The 16,791-nt window shown below is 72.6% G+C and carries 16 protein-coding genes and 1 pseudogene; 12 read left to right on the top strand and 5 right to left on the bottom strand.

Annotation, left to right across the window (positions count from 1 at the left end; all coding sequences use genetic code 11):
* Window positions 1-143: 143 nt before the first annotated feature.
* The 4 genes from ABL57_RS03785 (at window position 144) to ABL57_RS03770 (ending at window position 3,851) form a co-directional block, all read left to right on the top strand.
* Window positions 144-1,352 carry a thiolase family protein gene (locus ABL57_RS03785; protein ID WP_047802119.1) on the top strand — a complete coding sequence of 403 codons (1,209 nt, stop codon included), beginning with the start codon at window positions 144-146 and terminating at the stop codon, window positions 1,350-1,352.
* Window positions 1,352-2,131, top strand: coding sequence for an enoyl-CoA hydratase/isomerase family protein (locus tag ABL57_RS03780; RefSeq protein WP_047802118.1), 780 nt, complete (start codon window positions 1,352-1,354; stop codon window positions 2,129-2,131). Before ABL57_RS03785 ends, ABL57_RS03780 begins: the two co-directional genes overlap by 1 nt.
* Window positions 2,132-2,143: 12 nt before the next feature.
* On the top strand, window positions 2,144-3,013 hold the full coding sequence (locus ABL57_RS03775; RefSeq protein WP_047802117.1) for a 3-hydroxyacyl-CoA dehydrogenase family protein: 870 nt from the start codon (window positions 2,144-2,146) through the stop codon (window positions 3,011-3,013).
* A gap of 112 nt (window positions 3,014-3,125) precedes the next feature.
* Window positions 3,126-3,851 (top strand): tyrosine-protein phosphatase, encoded by a 726-nt coding sequence (locus ABL57_RS03770; RefSeq protein WP_047802134.1) that lies wholly within the window; start codon window positions 3,126-3,128, stop codon window positions 3,849-3,851.
* Window positions 3,852-3,901: 50 nt separating this feature from the next.
* Here ABL57_RS03770 and ABL57_RS03765 read toward each other — a convergent pair whose 3' ends face one another.
* A complete protein-coding gene (locus tag ABL57_RS03765) occupies window positions 3,902-4,306 on the bottom strand; it encodes a hotdog fold thioesterase (RefSeq protein ID WP_047802116.1) in 405 nt (134 codons plus the stop codon).
* A 158-nt stretch (window positions 4,307-4,464) separates the two neighbouring features.
* Here ABL57_RS03765 and paaZ point away from each other — a divergent pair, with 158 nt between their 5' ends.
* The gene (paaZ, locus tag ABL57_RS03760) at window positions 4,465-6,555 is read left to right on the top strand and encodes a phenylacetic acid degradation bifunctional protein PaaZ (RefSeq protein WP_047802115.1); all 2,091 of its coding nucleotides are present in this window, start codon (window positions 4,465-4,467) and stop codon (window positions 6,553-6,555) included.
* Between the two features lie 202 nt (window positions 6,556-6,757).
* Here paaZ and ABL57_RS03755 read toward each other — a convergent pair whose 3' ends face one another.
* The 3 genes and pseudogenes from ABL57_RS03755 to ABL57_RS03745 all read right to left on the bottom strand — a co-directional run.
* A complete protein-coding gene (locus ABL57_RS03755; RefSeq protein WP_047802114.1) occupies window positions 6,758-7,381 on the bottom strand; it encodes a TetR/AcrR family transcriptional regulator in 624 nt (207 codons plus the stop codon).
* Window positions 7,382-7,489: 108 nt separating this feature from the next.
* Window positions 7,490-8,833 carry a phenylacetate--CoA ligase family protein gene (locus ABL57_RS03750; RefSeq protein ID WP_047802113.1) on the bottom strand — a complete coding sequence of 448 codons (1,344 nt, stop codon included), beginning with the start codon at window positions 8,831-8,833 and terminating at the stop codon, window positions 7,490-7,492.
* Window positions 8,834-8,970: 137 nt separating this feature from the next.
* Window positions 8,971-9,363 (bottom strand): annotated as a pseudogene (locus tag ABL57_RS03745) (hotdog fold thioesterase); the annotation flags it as partial.
* Between the two features lie 198 nt (window positions 9,364-9,561).
* Between ABL57_RS03745 and paaA the strand changes: the two are divergent.
* From paaA to ABL57_RS03710, 7 genes are all read left to right on the top strand, one after another.
* Window positions 9,562-10,578, top strand: coding sequence for a 1,2-phenylacetyl-CoA epoxidase subunit PaaA (paaA, locus tag ABL57_RS03740; RefSeq protein ID WP_082157203.1), 1,017 nt, complete (start codon window positions 9,562-9,564; stop codon window positions 10,576-10,578).
* Window positions 10,579-10,580: 2 nt separating this feature from the next.
* Entirely contained in the window at window positions 10,581-10,907 is a 327-nt protein-coding gene (paaB, locus tag ABL57_RS03735) for a 1,2-phenylacetyl-CoA epoxidase subunit PaaB (RefSeq protein WP_047802111.1), read from the top strand.
* Window positions 10,904-11,731 (top strand): 1,2-phenylacetyl-CoA epoxidase subunit PaaC, encoded by an 828-nt coding sequence (gene paaC / locus ABL57_RS03730; RefSeq protein WP_047802110.1) that lies wholly within the window; start codon window positions 10,904-10,906, stop codon window positions 11,729-11,731. Before paaB ends, paaC begins: the two co-directional genes overlap by 4 nt.
* 4 nt (window positions 11,732-11,735) lie before the next feature.
* Window positions 11,736-12,284, top strand: coding sequence for a 1,2-phenylacetyl-CoA epoxidase subunit PaaD (gene paaD / locus ABL57_RS03725; protein ID WP_082157202.1), 549 nt, complete (start codon window positions 11,736-11,738; stop codon window positions 12,282-12,284).
* Window positions 12,284-13,444 carry a 1,2-phenylacetyl-CoA epoxidase subunit PaaE gene (gene paaE, locus ABL57_RS03720; RefSeq protein WP_047802108.1) on the top strand — a complete coding sequence of 387 codons (1,161 nt, stop codon included), beginning with the start codon at window positions 12,284-12,286 and terminating at the stop codon, window positions 13,442-13,444. Before paaD ends, paaE begins: the two co-directional genes overlap by 1 nt.
* Before the next feature lie 94 nt (window positions 13,445-13,538).
* Entirely contained in the window at window positions 13,539-14,315 is a 777-nt protein-coding gene (locus ABL57_RS03715) for an enoyl-CoA hydratase/isomerase family protein (RefSeq protein WP_047802107.1), read from the top strand.
* A gap of 98 nt (window positions 14,316-14,413) precedes the next feature.
* The gene (locus ABL57_RS03710; RefSeq protein ID WP_047802132.1) at window positions 14,414-16,396 is read left to right on the top strand and encodes a M13 family metallopeptidase; all 1,983 of its coding nucleotides are present in this window, start codon (window positions 14,414-14,416) and stop codon (window positions 16,394-16,396) included.
* A gap of 12 nt (window positions 16,397-16,408) precedes the next feature.
* On the opposite strand, the gene ABL57_RS22175 is transcribed toward ABL57_RS03710, so the two are convergent.
* On the bottom strand, window positions 16,409-16,791 hold a 383-nt coding region (locus ABL57_RS22175; protein ID WP_053004720.1), incomplete at its 5' end, for a hypothetical protein.

The following is a 16,791-nucleotide window of genomic DNA, read 5'->3' as shown; positions in this document are numbered from 1 at the left end:
CGTGAAGACGCCAGGATCTCACGGACGCGGTCCCTGTTGACCCCGCGCGCGCGCTCATGCGATCGTAAGGTGAACGAACGGTCGGTTATTGCTGGGCACCGTCGCCCGCGACCGGCCCTCCCCGTCGCGACAGGAGTTCTGCCATGTCCTCAACCCCCCAGGCCTTCCTCGTCGGGGGCGCGCGCACCCCCGTGGGCCGGTACGGCGGCGCGCTCTCGAGCGTGCGCCCGGACGATCTCGCGGCCCTGGTGGTCAAGCACGCGGTCACCGACGCCGGGATCGACCCCCACGACGTCGACGAGGTGATCCTGGGCAACGCCAACGGCGCCGGCGAGGAGAACCGGAACGTGGCCCGCATGGCCTGGCTGCTGGCCGGCTTCCCCGACACCGTCCCGGGGATCACGGTCAACCGGCTGTGCGCCTCGGGTCTGTCCGCGCTCATCATGGCCTCGCACATGGTCAAGGCCGGGGCGGCGGACGTCGTCGTCGCCGGCGGTGTGGAGTCCATGTCCCGGGCCCCGTGGGTCATGGAGAAGCCCGCCACGGGCTTCGCCAAGCCGGGCGAGGTCTTCGACACCTCGATCGGCTGGCGCTTCACGAACCCGCAGTTCAAGAAGCAGGACAAGATGACCTACTCCATGCCGGAGACGGCCGAGGAGGTCGCCGCCGTGGACGGCATCACCCGCGAGGACGCCGACGCGTTCGCCGTCGCCTCCCACGAGAAGGCGATCACCGCGATCGACGCCGGCCGGTTCGCCCCCGAGATCGTCCCGGTGACCGTCACGGGCCGCAAGGGCGCCGAGACGGTCGTGGACACCGACGAGGGGCCCCGCCCGGGCACCACCGCCGAGGTGCTCGCCAAGCTGCGCCCCGTGCTCGCCCACGGCTCGGTCGTCACCGCCGGGAACTCCTCCTCCCTCAACGACGGCGCCTCGGCGATCCTGGTGGTCTCCGAGCGGGCCGCCGAGAAGTACGGGCTGGCCGCCCGCGCCCGGATCGTGGACGGCGCCTCCGCCGGGGTGGCCCCGGAGATCATGGGCCTCGGCCCCGTCCCGGCCACGCAGAAGGTCCTCGAGCGCACCGGGTGGGGCGTCGGCGACCTCGGCGCGGTCGAGCTCAACGAGGCCTTCGCCAGCCAGTCCCTGGCCTGCATCCGCCGCCTGGGCCTCGACGCCGGCACCGTCAACAACGACGGCGGGGCCATCGCGCTGGGCCACCCTCTGGGCTCCTCGGGCTCCCGGCTGGTCGTGACCCTGCTGGGCCGGATGGAGCGCGAGAACGCGGACCGCGGTCTCGCCACCATGTGCGTGGGCGTGGGCCAGGGCACCGCGATGCTCGTGGAGAAGCTCTGATGCCCGGCCCCGGCGAGATCCTGGGCGGGGAGTTCACCGCCCTGCGGCTCGAGGAGCGCGAGGACCGCCTGCACGTCGTCCTGGACCGCCCGGCCGTGCGCAACGCCATCGACGCGACCATGGTCGAGGAGCTGCACACCGTGTGCGGCCACCTGGAGCGGCACCCGAAGATCCTGCTCCTCTCCGGCACCGAGGTGAACGGCAAGGGGGTCTTCGCCTCCGGCGCGGACATCGGCCAGCTGCGCGAGCGCCGCCGCGACGACGCGCTGCAGGGCATCAACTCCCGGATCTTCGCCCGGATCCACCAGCTGCCCATGCCCGTGATCGCCGCGATCGACGGCTACGCGCTGGGCGGCGGCGCCGAACTGGCCTACGCGGCGGACTTCCGGATCGCGACCCCGCACCTGCGGATCGGCCAGCCGGAGACGAACCTGGGCATCATCGCCGCGGCCGGCGGGCTGTGGCGGCTCAAGGAGCTCGTCGGCGAGCCGGTCGCCCTGGACATCCTGCTCGCCGGGCGGATCCTCGACGCCCGGGAGGCCCTGGCGCTGCACCTCGTCACCGAGCTGCACGAGCCCGCCGACCTGGTGGGCGCGGCACACGCGCTCGCGGACCGGATCGGCGCCCAGGACCCCCTGGCCGTGCGGATCTCCAAGCGGGTCTTCGCGGCCCCGCCGTCCGCCCACCCGCACATCGACGAGCTGGCCCAGGCCGTGCTCTTCGAGTCGGAGGCGAAGTTCGACCGCATGCAGGCCTTCCTGGACCGCAAGAAGAAGTAGGAGCAGCAGCCGATGACCGAGAAGCACGCACTGTCCGTCCCCGCCGCCGTCGGCGTCCTGGGCGGAGGCCGCATGGGCGCGGGCATCGCCCACGCCTTCCTGCTCGCCGGGGCGCAGGTGACCGTGGTGGAGCGCGACGGCCGGGCCGCCGAGGCCGCCCGGGAGCGGATCGAGCGGGACCTGGCGAAGTCGCTGGAGCGCGGGAGCGTGGACGGCAACCTGGACGAGTGGTCCGAGCACCTGACCGTGTCCCTGGACTCCGCGGACCTCGCCGGGTGCGAGCTCGTCGTCGAGGCCGTGCCCGAGTCCTGGGACCTGAAGGTCTCGGCGCTGCAGGAGGTCGAGCGGCACCTGTCCGGGACCGCCTGGCTGGCCACGAACACGTCCTCGCTGTCCGTGGACGGCCTGGCCGCCCAGCTCGCCCGCCCCGAGCGGTTCTGCGGCCTGCACTTCTTCAACCCGGTGCCGGCCTCCAAGCTCGTGGAGGTCGTGGTCTCGAAGCACACCGGCGAGGAGCTCAAGCGGCTGTCGGTGCAGTGGGTCGAGGGCCTCGGCAAGACCCCGGTGGTGGTCAACGACGCGCCCGGCTTCGCCTCCTCCCGGCTGGGCGTGGCGATCGCCCTCGAGGCCATCCGCATGGTCGAGGACGGCGTGGCCTCCCCCGAGGACATCGACAACGCCATGGTCCTGGGCTACAAGTTCCCGGTGGGCCCCCTGGCGCTCACGGACATCGTGGGCCTGGACGTGCGGCTGGGCATCGCGGAGTACCTCGAGTCCGAGCTCGGCGAGCGCTTCGCGCCCCCGCAGCTGATGCGGGACATGGTCGCCCGCGGTGAGCTGGGCCGCAAGACCGGCAAGGGCTTCTTCAGCTACGACGGGTAGCGCCCGCACCCCGTCGGCTCCGGCCGGGGCCGGTGTCCGCGTGCGCCCGGGGCCGGCGCCGGCGACCTCCCGGAGGAGCGCGTCGTCGGGGGCGGGGCCTACTGTGGGCACCATGGACGCGCAGCCCGGGACCCCGGCCCCCTGGGAGGGGGCGATCAACGCGCGGCTCCTCGCCGGGGACGTGTGGCGGATGGGCCGCGCCGAGCGGCTCACGCCCGCGGGCTGGCGCGCCGCCGCCGCCGACGGGGTGCGCACGGTCGTGGACCTGCGCAACGCCGGCGAGCGCCGCCGCCGCCCCACCGATCCGGTGGACGAGCCGGCCGCCCGGGCGGGCATCGCCGTCCTGCACCGCCCCACGGAGGACCCCGCGCACCCCGAGTTCGCCCTCGTGGGCACCCCGTACCTGAACCACCCGCGCGGCTACCGCGACTACCTGCGACTGTTTCCGGGACCGATCGCCGAGGCGGTGCGGGCGGTGGCGACCGCCGAGGGCGCCGTGGTGGTGCACTGCTCGGCCGGGCGTGACCGGACCGGGGTGCTCGCCCTGCTGCTCCTGGGCCTCGCCGGGGCCTCCCCGGAGCGCCTGCTCGCCGAGGACGAGGCGGCCGCGCGCGGGATCAACGAGTGGCACCGGGTCTCGCCCGTGCCGCACCCGGTGGAGCGCCACCACCCCGCGGAGGAGCTGGCCGCGCTGCTCGCCGGGCGCCGGGCCGCCCTCGCCGAGCTGGTGACCGGGCTCGACGCCGAGCGCTACCTCCGCGGGGCGGGGCTGTCCGCCGGTGAGCTGGCGGCCCTGCGCCGCCGGCTCGGCCGCCCCGCCCCCGGTCCGGCCGCCTGATTCCGGCTGCCTGATTCCGGCCGCAGAAGCCCGGTGCCCGAGCCCGGCCCCTAGCTCCGGTCCTTGAGGAAGTTCGTGATCCGCACCGTGCACAGCCGGGTGCCGTCCTCGTGCGCGATCACCACCTCGTGGCAGGTGAGGGAGCGGCCCAGCTGCAGGGCGGTGGCCGTGGCCGTCACGGTGCCGGTGCGGGAGGACCGGTGGTGGGTGGCGTTGACGTCCACCCCCACGGCCACCTTGCCCATCGTGGACGCGTGGATCACCGCCGCCCAGGAGCCCACGGCCTCCCCGAGCGCCACCATGGCCCCGCCGTGCAGCAGGCCCAGCGACTGCCGGTTGCCCTCCACGGGCATCGTGGCGACCACCCGCTCCGCCGACTCCTCGAGGACGGTGACGCCCATCTTCTCGTCCAGTTCGCCCAGGACGATCCGCCAGGGCTCAGGGGTCGCGCTCATGGCACTCCTCGGTGGCAGGGGACGGGGACCGCAGATTCCCTGTGGTCCCCGGGGTGTGACGTACGTTATCGTGGTCATAATACCGAACGATCGGTCAGGATGCCGGAGCGGGACCTCGTCCCGGCCCGGCACGCACCCGAGCGAAAGGACCACCCACCGTGGCAGCACAGACCCAGACCGTCCTCCCCAGCTATCTGCGGGGCCGGTGGTGGACCCCGGAGGACCCCCAGCGGATCACGGAGGTCGCCGACGCCTCGACAGGCGAGATCGTGGCGCGCGTGTCCACCGACGGCATCGACATCGCCTCCGCCGTGGAGTACGGCCGCACCGTGGGACAGCGCGCCCTCGGGGAGCTCACCATCCACGAGCGGGCGCTGAAGCTCAAGGAGCTCGCGCAGCACCTCACCGAGCACAAGCAGGAGCTCTACGACCTGTCCTACGCCACCGGTGCCACGCTCAAGGACCACTTCTTCGACGTCGACGGCGGCATCGGGACCCTCTTCACGTTCTCCTCCAAGGGCCGGCGCGAGCTGCCCAACGCCAACGTCATCGTGGACGGGGCCGTGGAGCAGCTCTCGAAGGACGGGTCCTTCCTGGGCGAGCACATCTACACCCGGATGCCCGGCGTGGCCGTGCAGATCAACGCGTTCAACTTCCCGGTGTGGGGCTTCCTGGAGAAGTTCGCACCGGCCTTCCTCGCCGGCATGCCCACCGTGGTCAAGCCCGCGACCCCCACCGGCTACGTCACCGAGGCCTGCGTGCGCCTGATGGTCGACTCCGGGATCCTCCCCGAGGGCTCGCTGCAGCTGGTCTCCGGATCCGCCCGGGACCTGCTCGACCACCTGGACTACCGCGACCACGTGGCCTTCACCGGATCCGCCGGCACCGCGCAGTCGCTGCGCAACCACGACAACGTGGTCAACGGCGGGGTCCGCTTCACCGCCGAGACGGACTCCCTCAACGCCGCGATCCTCGGCCCCGACGCCACCCCGGACACCCCGGAGTTCGAGGCCTTCGTCAAGGCCGTGTTCGTCGAGATCACCGCCAAGGCCGGGCAGAAGTGCACGGCCATCCGCCGCGTCATCGTCCCGCAGGAGCGGGTGGAGGACGTCGTGGCGGCCGTGGCCCAGCGCGTGCAGCAGCGCGTGGTGATCGGCGACCCCCGCGCCGAGGGCGTCACCATGGGCGCCCTCGCGTCCAAGGAGCAGCAGTCGGAGGTCCGCAAGGCCGTGGAGCGCCTCGTGGCCGCCGGCGGCACCGTCCGCCTCGGCGGCCCCGACGCCTCCGTGGGCGGGGCCGACACCGGGGCGGGAGCCTTCTTCCCCGTCACGGTCCTGTCCTTCGACGACCCCGAGACCCCGGAGGTGCACTTCGTCGAGGCCTTCGGCCCGGTGACCTCCGTGCTCGGCTACACCGACGTCGACGACGCCGTGCGGCTGGCCGCGCTCGGCGGCGGCTCGCTGGTGGCCACCGTGTGCACGAACGACGGCGCGACCGCGGCCCGGTTCGCCGCCGGCATCGGCTCCCACCACGGGCGCGTGCACTTCCTCAACCGCCAGGACGCCAGGACCTCCACCGGCCACGGCTCCCCCATGCCGCACCTGGTCCACGGAGGCCCGGGCCGCGCCGGCGGCGGCGAGGAGCTGGGCGGGGTGCGCGGCGTCAAGCACTACATGCAGCGCACCGCGATCCAGGGGCCCCCGGACATCCTCACGGCCGTCACCGGCGTGTGGCACCGGGGCGCCGCGGCGAACACGGTGACCCGGGAGGCGGTCGAGAACGGCACCGGCGAGCACCCGTTCCGCAAGTCGCTGGAGACCCTGCGGATCGGCGACCAGTTCGCCTCCGAGCTGCGCACGGTGACCCTGGAGGACATCACCGAGTTCGCCGAGAGGACCGGGGACACCTTCTACGCGCACACCGACGAGGAGGCGGCCACGGCCAACCCGTTCTTCCCCCGGCGGGTCGCCCACGGCTACCTGCTGGTCTCCTGGGCGGCCGGGCTGTTCGTGGAGCCCGCCCCGGGACCCGTGCTGGCCAACTACGGACTGGAGAACCTCCGGTTCCTCACCCCGGTGACCTACGACGACGCCGTCCGGGTGACCCTCACCGCCAAGCAGATCACCCCGCGGGTGACCGACGAGTACGGCGAGGTCCGCTGGGACGCGATCCTGCACAACCAGCACGACGAGATCGTGGCGACCTACGACGTGCTGACCCTGGTCGCGAAGACCTGGCCGGCGGCCTGACCACCTGACCGGCTCCCGGGCCCGGGCCCACTGAACCCCCGGCCCCGCGAGCTGCCCGGTGCGCCTGGTCATTGTGGGCCCCTCCAGTGCCCGGCAACGGCGCGATCCCCCACGCAACGGCGTGGGGGATCGCACGTGGTTCGGGGACTCGGCTGGCAACGGCCCGCGACGGTGGAGGCTCGGCGGAGGACCGGCCGGCGGGTCAGGGGGCGCGCAGACCCGAGAAGGCGAGCGCGACCACGGTGTCGGCCAGCCCGTCGTCGGGCTTGTCCGGGTCCGGCCGGTACCAGTCGACGATCGAGTTGATCATGCCCAGGAGCAGGCGGGAGGCGGAGCGGCCGCTGAGGTCGCGGCGCAGGTCGCCCTCCTCCTGCGCCTGCTCGATGAGCGCGCCGACCCGGCGGGTCACGGTGCGCCGGCGCTCGAGCGCCCGCGTCTCGACCTCCGAGTTGCCCCGCAGCCGCAGCAGCAGGGTCACGTACGGCATCTGCTCCACGAGCACGTGCACGGTCCCGCGGATCACCTGTTCGAGCCGCTGGACCGCCGGGGCCTCCGTCCGCTCCGCGGCGGCCAGGACCTCCTCGAGCGCGTCGAGGGCACGGTTCAGCGCCTGCTCGAGGATCTCCTCCTTGGACTCCACGTGGTGGTAGATCGCGGACTTGGAGATCCCCAGGTGCTTGGACAGGGTGCCCATCGAGGTGGCGTCGTAGCCGTGGACGTTGAACACCTCGACGCAGACGCCGAGCAGCGTCTCGCGGTCGTAGCCGGGCCGGCCGCGGCGCGGGGCCCCGCTGTCCGGTGGTGCGGACGCCGGTGCGTGGGACATGGGGACCTCGATCTCGACGGTGACGGGGTGGGCCGAGCAACGATCTTATGACGCGGCCGGCCGCCGGGAGCCCCGGGGACGGCCGCGGACGGTCTCAGGGGAGGCGGCTCACGCCTTGTCCCGGTGGTCGTAGACGCGGCGCAGCTTGCCGGAGGAACGGGCGAGCGTGCCCGGCTCGGCGATCCGGATCGAGGCCGAGGAGCCGATCTTGGTCTTGATGGCGTGCAGCAGCTTCTGCCCGCCCGCCTCGGCGGCCTCGACGGTCACCTGCTCGCGCCGCTCGATGTTGATGGTCATCTGGTCCATCCGGTGCGGGCGGGTGATCTCGAGCGTGAAGTGCGGGCTCAGCTCCGGCACCTGCAGGGCGAGCTCCTCGATCTGGGACGGGAACAGGTTGACCCCGCGCAGGATGATCATGTCGTCGGAGCGGCCCGTGATGCGGCCCATCCGCCGGTGCCCGGGCCGGTCCGTGCCGGGCAGCAGGCGGGTGAGGTCGTGGGTGCGGTAGCGGATGATCGGCAGGGCCTCCTTGGTGAGCGCCGTGAACACGAGCTCACCGGGCCGGCCGGTCTCCTGGACCTCGTCCGTGAAGGGATCGATGATCTCGGGGCGGAAGTGGTCCTCCCAGATGTGGGAGCCGTCCTTGGACTGTGCCGACTCCCCGGCCACGCCGGGGCCCATGACCTCCGAGAGGCCGTAGATGTCGCACGCGTCGATGCCGAACGTGGTCTCGATCTCCCGCCGCATCTCCACGGTCCACGGCTCCGCGCCGAGCACGGCGGTGCGCAGCGAGGTCTCCCGCGGGTCCAGGCCGAGCTTCCGGAAGCCGTCGGCGATGGTCAGCAGATAGGTGGGGGTCGAGAGGATGGCCTGGGGCTCGAAGTCCCGGATCATCTGGACCTGCTTCTCGGTCTGCCCCCCGGACATCGGGATGACCGCGCAGCCCAGGCGCTCGGCGCCGTAGTGGGCGCCGAGCCCGCCCGTGAACAGCCCGTAGCCGTAGGCGTTGTGCACCTTGTCCCCCGGCCGCACGCCCGAGAGGCGGAAGCAGCGGGCCACGAGGCCCGCCCAGGTGCTGATGTCGTTCTCGGTGTAGGCCACCACGGTGGGCTGGCCGGTGGTCCCGGAGGAGGCGTGGATCCGGCGGACCTCGCTCATCGGCACCGCGAGGGACCTGAACGGGTACGCCTTCCGCAGGAACTCCTTGTCCGTGTACGGGAAGAGCCGCAGGTCCTCGAGCTCCTTGAGGTCGCCCGGGTGCACGCCGTGGGCGTCGAAGAGCTCGGTGTAGGCGGGGACGTTCTCGTAGGCGTGGTGCAGGGTCCAGCGCAGGCGCTCCAGCTGGAGGGACTCCACCTGGTCCCGGCTCATCGTCTCCTCGGGATCCGGCTGCGACCGGTCCGCGGGGGCGGGAGCGGGGGTGTAGGGATTGGGGACGGAGCACTCGGTCATGATCAGACTTCCTCGGGCTGCGGGGCGGGCTGCGGGGCAGACGGCTGGGCGGGCTGCAGGACGGGCTGCTCGGCCGGCTGGTCGGCCGGCCCCTCGTCCGGGCGCTCCGCGGGCGTCGCGGCGCGGAGGGCCGGGTTCGGGATGGTGCGGCTGCGGCCGCGGAACTCGGCGACGAGCCGGCCCTCGGCCGTGACCTGGATGTCGTAGACGCCGCTGCGCCCGGCCTGGGCGCGCAGGGTGCCCACGGCGACGAGCTCCTGCCCCCGGTGGACGGAGGCGATGAAGTTGATGTCCACCCCGGAGGCCACCGTGATGGTGCTGCCGTCACCGGCGGGGTCGTTGCACGCGAGGGCGAAGCAGGTGTCCGCGAAGGCGAAGACCATGCCGCCGTGGGCGATGCCGAACCCGTTGAGCATCTCCTCGCGCAGCGTCATGCGGATCTGGGCGTGGCCGTACTCCGCGCGGTCCACGGTGATGCCCATCCAGCGCGAGGTGTGGTCCCCCGCGAGGATCGGGTGGCCCTGGGACATGTAACTCTCCTCACAATTCACGACCGAATGGTCAGTAGACAATCTCACTCCGGAGCCCGTGTCAACCCGCGCCGACCCGGCGGCACCGGCCCGCAGCCTGTTGACGCGGCCCCCGGGGTCCCATATTCTGAACGAACGGTCAGTTAGTCGCGTGCGGCCCTCCGCCCCGCGGCGCCATCTCGTCGGAAGAAGGACACCATGACTTCGCAGAACACCGGCCTCCACGCCGTGGCCGCGGCGGACCCGGCCGAGCAGGCCGAGCTGGACCGCGCCGGCCAGGAGCACTTCGACCACATCATCGCCGAGGACTCCCGCATCGAGCCGCGCGACTGGATGCCGGCCGCCTACCGCCGTACCCTCGTCCGCCAGGTCTCCCAGCACGCGCACTCCGAGATCATCGGGATGCAGCCGGAGGGCAACTGGATCTCCCGGGCGCCGTCCCTCAAGCGCAAGGCCATCCTGATGGCCAAGGTGCAGGACGAGGCCGGTCACGGCCTGTACCTCTACTCCGCCGCCGAGACCCTGGGCACCCCGCGCTCCGAGCTCACCCAGCAGCTGCTGGACGGCCGGGCCAAGTACTCCTCGATCTTCAACTACCCGGCGCGCACCTGGGCCGACATGGGCGCCATCGGCTGGCTCGTGGACGGCGCGGCGATCGCCAACCAGGTCCCGCTGTGCCGGGCCTCCTACGGTCCCTACGGCCGGGCGATGGTGCGCATCTGCAAGGAGGAGTCCTTCCACCAGCGCCAGGGCTGGGAGATCCTCTACGAGCTCTCCCACGGCACGCCCGCGCAGAAGGAGATGGCCCAGGACGCCGTCAACCGCTTCTACGGCCCGTCCCTGCAGATGTTCGGCCCCCCGGACGACGACTCGCCCAACTCGAAGCAGTCGATGGCCTGGAACATCAAGCGCTTCTCCAACGACGAGCTGCGCCAGCGCTTCGTCGACATGATCGTCCCGCAGGCCGAGGCCCTCGGGCTGACCCTGCCGGACCCGGACCTCAAGTGGAACGCGGAGCGCGGCCACTACGACTACGGACCGCTGGACTGGGACGAGTTCAAGGCCGTCGTCGGCGGCAAGGGCCCGTGCAACGTCCAGCGCATGCAGCGCCGCCGTCAGGCCCACGAGGAGGGCGCCTGGGTCCGCGAGGCCGCCGCCGCCTACGCCCGCAAGACCGCCGCGGAGCGCGCCTCCGCCGAACTCATCGGAGCCTGAGCATGAGCGAGAACCACGAGAACACGGTCCGCCCGATCGGCGCCGCCTCGGACGAGTGGCCCCTCTGGGAGGTGTTCGTGCGCTCCTCGCGCGGGCTCTCCCACGTCCACGCCGGCTCGCTGCACGCCCCGGACGCCACGATGGCCGTGCGCAACGCCCGGGACCTGTACACCCGCCGCAACGAGGGCACCTCCGTGTGGGTCGTGCCCTCCGAGGCCATCACCGCCTCCGACCCCGACTCCAAGGGCGGGTACTTCGAGTCCGCCCAGGGCAAGAGCTACCGGCACGCCACGTACTACACGAAGAGCGAAGGGGTGAAGCACCTGTGAGCTTCGCGTCCCACGATTCCGCGACCCGCCAGAGCGCGGGCCACGCCATCACCGCCGAGGACATCCAGGCCGGCGGCGCGAAGGCCAGCGAGGACGTGGCCCGCTACGCCCTCCAGCTGGGCGACGACGCCCTGATGCTCTCGCAGCGCCTGGGCTGGTGGATCGCCCGGGCCCCGGAGCTCGAGGAGGACATCGCGCTGGCCAACATCGCCCTGGACCTGCTCGGGCACGCCCGCTTCTTCCTGACCTACGCCGGCACGGCCTGGGGGAAGACCGAGGACGACCTCGCCTACTTCCGCGACGAGGAGGAGTTCCGCTCCTGCCGCCTGGTGGAGCAGGAGAACGGCGACTTCGGGCAGACCATCGCCCGGCAGCTGATCTTCTCCTACTACCAGTACGAGCTCTACCGCCGCCTTGTGCACTCCTCCGACCCCACGCTCGCGGCCATCGCGGACAAGGCCCTCAAGGAGGTCCAGTACCACCAGGACCACGCGGGCCAGTGGGTGCTGCGCCTGGGCCTGGGCACCGAGGAGTCCAAGCGCCGGATCCAGGCGGGGCTGCACTACATGTGGCCCTACGTGGACGAGCTCTTCCACGACGACGAGCTCGTCGACGCGCTCGGGGACGCGGCCGTGCGCCCGTCCGAGCTGCGCGCGGACTTCGACGTCCGCCTGAAGGCGGTCCTGGACGAGGCGGAGCTGTCCGTCCCCGAGCTGCTCGGCGCCTACGGCGGGGACCGCTCCGGACAGTTCAGCGAGCAGCGGGGACACATCCTCGCCGAGATGCAGGTGCTCGCCCGCCGGCACCCCGGCGCCACCTGGTGAGGAGATGACGACGATGACCGACCACCCGCACACGCGGCCCGCGCCGGTGACCGGCCGGGAGCTGCGGCCGGAGGACGAGGCCTCGGCGCGCATCTGGGACGTCGCCGCGACGGTGAACGACCCGGAGATCCCGGTGCTCTCCATCGCCGACCTCGGGATCCTGCGCGGGGCCCGGGCCGAGGGCGAGCGCGCCGTCGTCGTCATCACGCCCACCTACTCCGGGTGCCCCGCCATGGAGACCATCACCGCGGACGTCACCGCGGCGCTCAACGCCCACGGCTGGGAGGACGTGCGGGTGGAGCTGGTGCTGCAGCCCGCCTGGACGACCGACTGGATGAGCGAGGACGGCCGGCGCAAGCTCGCCGAGTACGGCATCGCCCCGCCCACCGGCCGCGCCGCCGCCGGGCCCGTCCGGCTGAGCCTGGCCGTCAAGTGCCCGCGCTGCGACTCCCTCAACACCCGCGAGATGACCCGCTTCGGGTCCACCGCCTGCAAGGCGCTCCACGTCTGCAACGAGTGCCTGGAACCCTTCGACTACTTCAAGGTGCACTGATGACCGAGATCACCGCCCCGGCCCGGCGCCGGGCCACGTTCAACTCCCTCGAGGTCTCCCAGGTCCGCAAGCTCACGGCGGACTCGGTCGAGGTCGCCTTCGCGGTCCCCCCGGAGCTCGTGGACGACTACGACTACCTGCCGGGCCAGTACGTGGCGCTGCGCGCCCACATCGACGGCCAGGAGGTCCGCCGGTCCTACTCGATCTGCGCGGAGCCGGCGCCGGGCGAGATCCGGGTGGCGATCAAGCAGGACCTCGGCGGGGTGTTCTCCACCTGGGCCAACGAGTCGCTGCAGGCCGGCGACCGGCTCGACGTGATGAACCCGCAGGGGGCGTTCATCTCCAAGCTGGGGCTCACCAGCCTCAACGACCCCGAGCGGCTCGCCGCGGAGGAGGTGGCCCGGAACGCGTCGGTGCACCTCGTCGCCTTCGCGGCCGGCTCCGGGATCACCCCGATCATGGCCATCGCCAAGGCGGTGCTGCGGGCCTCCCCGACGTCCACCTTCGACCTCGTCTACGCCAACCGCTCCGCCATGGACGTGATGTTCGCCGAGGAGCTGGGCGACCTCAAGGACAAGTACCCGTCCCGCCTGGCGGTCCACCACGTGCTCTCCCGCGAGCAGCGGATCAGCCCCCTGATGTCCGGGCGGATCGACGCCGACAAGCTCAACGGCATCCTGGACGAGGTGGTCCCGGTGGGCCGGACCGACGAGTGGTTCCTGTGCGGGCCCTTCGAGCTGGTCCAGCTGTGCCGGGACGCCCTCGCCGAGCGCGGCGTGCCGGAGGACCGGATCCGCTTCGAGCTCTTCACCACCGGCCGGCCCGAGGCCCCGCAGGGCCAGCAGGGCCGGGTGGTCCCTGCCGACCCCTCGGGGGAGAACTACGAGATCACCTTCAACCTCGACGGGCTCTCCAGCACGATCGAGTCCCCGAGGAGCGCCCACGAGACCGTGCTCAACGCGGCGCTGCGGGTCCGGCCCGACGTGCCGTTCGCGTGCGCCGGCGGGGTGTGCGGGACGTGCCGCGCGAAGGTGGTCTCCGGGGAGTTCGAGATGGAGGAGAACTACGCCCTGGAGAAGGACGAGGTCGAGAAGGGCTACGTCCTGACCTGCCAGACCCGGCCGACCTCCAAGGAGTTCGCCGTCGACTTCGACGCCTGAGCCGCGGGTCCCGGGCGGCACCGCCCGGGACCCGGCCCTCCCCCCTGCCCGGCGTCCTGCCCGGCCCCGTGCCCGACCCTCCCGAGGAGCAGCAGTGATCGACCTGACCATCGACGGATCCGTGGCCGAGGTGGTGCTCGACGCGCCCCAGAAGATGAACGCCCTGGACGAGGCCGCCCTCGCCGAGCTGGGCGAGGCCTACGCCGAGGCCGAGCGGGCCGGCGTCCGGGCGCTCGTGCTGCGCGGTGAGGGCCGCGGCTTCTGCGCCGGCCGGGACATCTCCGCCGTGGACCCCGCCTCCGACGACGCCTACGGGTACCTCTCCGGGAAGGTCACCCCGCTGCTGCGCACGATGAGCCGCTTCCCGGCGCCGACCTTCGCCGCCGTGCAGGGGGCGTGCCTGGGGGTGGGGCTGGGCCTGGCGATCGCCACCGACGTGGTCTACGTGGCCGAGGACGCGAAGATCGGCTCCCCCTTCGCCAACCTCGGCGCGACCCTCGACTCCGGCGGGCACGCCCTGTTCACCGAGCGGCTCGGGGCCCACCGGACCCTGGACCTGATCTACACCGCGGAGCTGATGAGCGGCGCCGAGGCCGTGCGCTCCGGGCTGTTCAGCCGGTCGGTGCCGCGCGAGGAGCTGCTCGAGCTCACCCGGGCGAAGGCCGCCGCGGTGGCCGAGGGCGCCACCGGGGCGTTCCTGGCCTCCCGGGAGCTCGTGGCGCAGATCCGCGACGAGCGGCTGGGCCTGTGGGAGTCCGTGGAGCACGAGAACCGGGTCCAGGGCGAGCTGTGCCGCAGCGCCGACTACGCCGAGGGCTTCGCCGCGTTCCAGCAGAAGCGCCGCCCCCGCTTCACCGGCGTCCGGCCCTGAGCCGCCGCACGGGCTGAGCGGCACGGGCTGAGCGGCACGGGTTAAGCGGTCGGGGAAAAGACCTGCCGCGCCGCCGGACGGACGTTAACGTGGGGGCCATGACTTCTACGGCGACCTCCACGGTGTTCGACCTCTCCGGCTTCGACCGCTCCGTCCGCCCCCAGGACGACCTCTACCGGCACGTCAACGGGACCTGGCAGCGCCGCACCGAGATCCCCGACGACAAGCCCTCGGTGGGCGCGTTCATCGAGCTGCGGGACCAGGCCGAGGCCGCCGTGCGCGAGCTCATCACCCGGGCCGAGGCCGGGGACCCGGACGCGATCGAGTCCAAGATCGCCAACCTCTACGCGTCCTTCATGGACGAGGAGCGGATCGAGGCGCTCGGGGCCTCGCCGCTGGCCCCGGACCTCGACGAGATCGAGGCGGTGACCGACGTGCCCGCCCTCGTGCGCCACTTCGGGCGGATGATCCGCCGGGGCGTGGGCGGGCTCGTGGGTGTCGACGTCGACGCCGATCCGGGCGACCCCGAGCGCAACCTCGTCTTCGTCGGCCAGTCGGGCCTCGGCCTGCCCGACGAGGAGTACTACCGGGACGCCCAGCACGCCGCGATCCGGGAGAAGTACCAGGACCACGTGCGCTCCATGCTGTCCCTGGCCGGTGTGGAGGACGCCGCCGAGCAGGCCCGCGCCGTCGTGGAGCTCGAGACCCGGATCGCCTCCCACCACTGGGACAAGGTCACGGTCCGCGACCTCACCAAGATGTACAACCCCATGGGCTTCGAGGAGCTCGCCGGGACCACCACGGTCCTGGACTGGGCGCTGCTCGCCGAGGGCGCGGAGCTGCCCGTGTCGGCCCTGCGCACGGTGGTCAACGCCCAGCCGTCCTTCTTCACGGGCGTCGAGGAGCTGCTCGCCGACGAGCTGCTGCCGGCGTGGCGGGCCTGGGCCCGCTGGCACCTGGTCTCCGCGCGCGCCGCCTGCCTGTCCTCGGCGTTCGTGGCGGAGGACTTCGCGTTCTACGGCACCGTGCTCTCCGGCACCCCGCGGCTGAAGGACCGGTGGAAGCGCGGGGTGGAGCTGGTCAACGGAGTCCTCGGCGAGGCCGTGGGCGAGCTCTACGTGGCCGCCCACTTCTCCCCCACCGCCAAGGAGCGGATGGACGAGCTCGTGGCCAACCTCCTGGAGGCCTACCGCGTCTCGATCACCGGCCTGGACTGGATGACCGAGCAGACCCGGCAGGAGGCGCTGAAGAAGCTCTCCCAGTTCACCCCGAAGATCGGCTACCCGGAGCGGTGGAAGGACTACTCCTCCCTGCGGATCGACCCCGAGGACCTCGTGGGCAACCGGGTCCGCACCACGGAGTTCCGGCTCGCCGAGCTGGTCCGGAAGGCCGGCCGGCCGGTGGAGAAGCACGAGTGGCTGATGACCCCGCAGACGGTCAACGCCTACTACCACCCGCTGCGCAACGAGATCGTCTTCCCGGCCGCGATCCTCCAGCCCCCGTTCTTCGACGAGAACGCCGACGACGCCGTGAACTACGGCGCGATCGGCTCCGTGATCGGCCACGAGATCGGCCACGGCTTCGACGACAAGGGCTCCACCTGCGACGGCGACGGCCGGCTGCGCAACTGGTGGACCGACGCCGACCGGCGGGCGTTCGAGGAGCGCACCGCGGAGCTGGTGCGCCAGTACGACCGGCTGGTCCCGGAGCAGCTGCAGGACGAGGGCACGAGCGTCAACGGGGAGCTGACCCTGGGCGAGAACATCGGGGACCTGGGCGGGCTGACGATCGCGCACAAGGCCTGGCGGATGTCCCGGGCGGAGCACAGCGCCGTCGGGCCCGGGGAGCTGATCGACGGCTACACCCCCGTGCAGCGGCTGTTCCTGTCCTGGGCCTACGTGTGGCAGCAGAAGTCCCGCGACGAGGCGCTGCGCCACCGCATCGCCACCGACCCGCACTCCCCCAACGAGTTCCGGGCGAACCAGACGGTGCGCAACGTGCCCGCCTTCTACGAGGCCTTCGGCGTCGAGGAGTCGGACGGGCTGTGGCTGCCGGAGGCCGAGCGCGTCAGCATCTGGTGAGCCGGACCCGCCTCAGCCGCCTCCGCCGGAGCTGATCAGGAACACCACCGCGATCAGCCACAGGACGAGGAAGATCCCGAGGACGGCGAGCAGGACCGTCCCGACCCAGCCGAGCACCCGCCCCGGGGTGGCCGGGGTGCCGAGCTTCTCGGCCTCGCGCGCCTGCCAGATCGCGAAGGGACCCAGCAGCGGCAGCACCACCACGCTGAGGATGCCCAGGATCAGCGCGGTGTCGGCGTGGCTGCGGCCCGCGGCGAAGCGCTCCCACGACGGGGGCGGCCCCCACGGGGGCGGCGGGCCGTAGCCGCCGGCGGGGGCGGACCCGCCGGGGCCCGGCGCGCCGCCGGGCCCGTGCGGACCGCCGGAGCGGTCCGGGTGCGGTGGGGAGTCGGAGC

Source organism: Kocuria sp. SM24M-10, assembly GCF_001027955.1.
Classification (GTDB): domain Bacteria; phylum Actinomycetota; class Actinomycetes; order Actinomycetales; family Micrococcaceae; genus Kocuria; species Kocuria oceani.
This window is presented reverse-complemented; position numbering and strand designations above follow the sequence as displayed.

What these genes read in the sequence shown, in the direction of transcription:
- ABL57_RS03785 (WP_047802119.1), top strand. Translation starts at nt 144, where the DNA reads ATGTCCTCAACCCCCCAGGCCTTCCTCGTCGGGGGCGCGCGCACCCCC.
- ABL57_RS03780 (WP_047802118.1), top strand. Translation starts at nt 1,352, where the DNA reads ATGCCCGGCCCCGGCGAGATCCTGGGCGGGGAGTTCACCGCCCTGCGG.
- ABL57_RS03775 (WP_047802117.1), top strand. Translation starts at nt 2,144, where the DNA reads ATGACCGAGAAGCACGCACTGTCCGTCCCCGCCGCCGTCGGCGTCCTG.
- ABL57_RS03770 (WP_047802134.1), top strand. Translation starts at nt 3,126, where the DNA reads ATGGACGCGCAGCCCGGGACCCCGGCCCCCTGGGAGGGGGCGATCAAC.
- ABL57_RS03765 (WP_047802116.1), bottom strand. Translation starts at nt 4,306, where the DNA reads ATGAGCGCGACCCCTGAGCCCTGGCGGATCGTCCTGGGCGAACTGGAC.
- ABL57_RS03755 (WP_047802114.1), bottom strand. Translation starts at nt 7,381, where the DNA reads ATGTCCCACGCACCGGCGTCCGCACCACCGGACAGCGGGGCCCCGCGC.
- ABL57_RS03750 (WP_047802113.1), bottom strand. Translation starts at nt 8,833, where the DNA reads ATGACCGAGTGCTCCGTCCCCAATCCCTACACCCCCGCTCCCGCCCCC.
- paaA (WP_082157203.1), top strand. Translation starts at nt 9,562, where the DNA reads ATGACTTCGCAGAACACCGGCCTCCACGCCGTGGCCGCGGCGGACCCG.
- paaB (WP_047802111.1), top strand. Translation starts at nt 10,581, where the DNA reads ATGAGCGAGAACCACGAGAACACGGTCCGCCCGATCGGCGCCGCCTCG.
- paaD (WP_082157202.1), top strand. Translation starts at nt 11,736, where the DNA reads ATGACGACGATGACCGACCACCCGCACACGCGGCCCGCGCCGGTGACC.
- paaE (WP_047802108.1), top strand. Translation starts at nt 12,284, where the DNA reads ATGACCGAGATCACCGCCCCGGCCCGGCGCCGGGCCACGTTCAACTCC.
- ABL57_RS03710 (WP_047802132.1), top strand. Translation starts at nt 14,414, where the DNA reads ATGACTTCTACGGCGACCTCCACGGTGTTCGACCTCTCCGGCTTCGAC.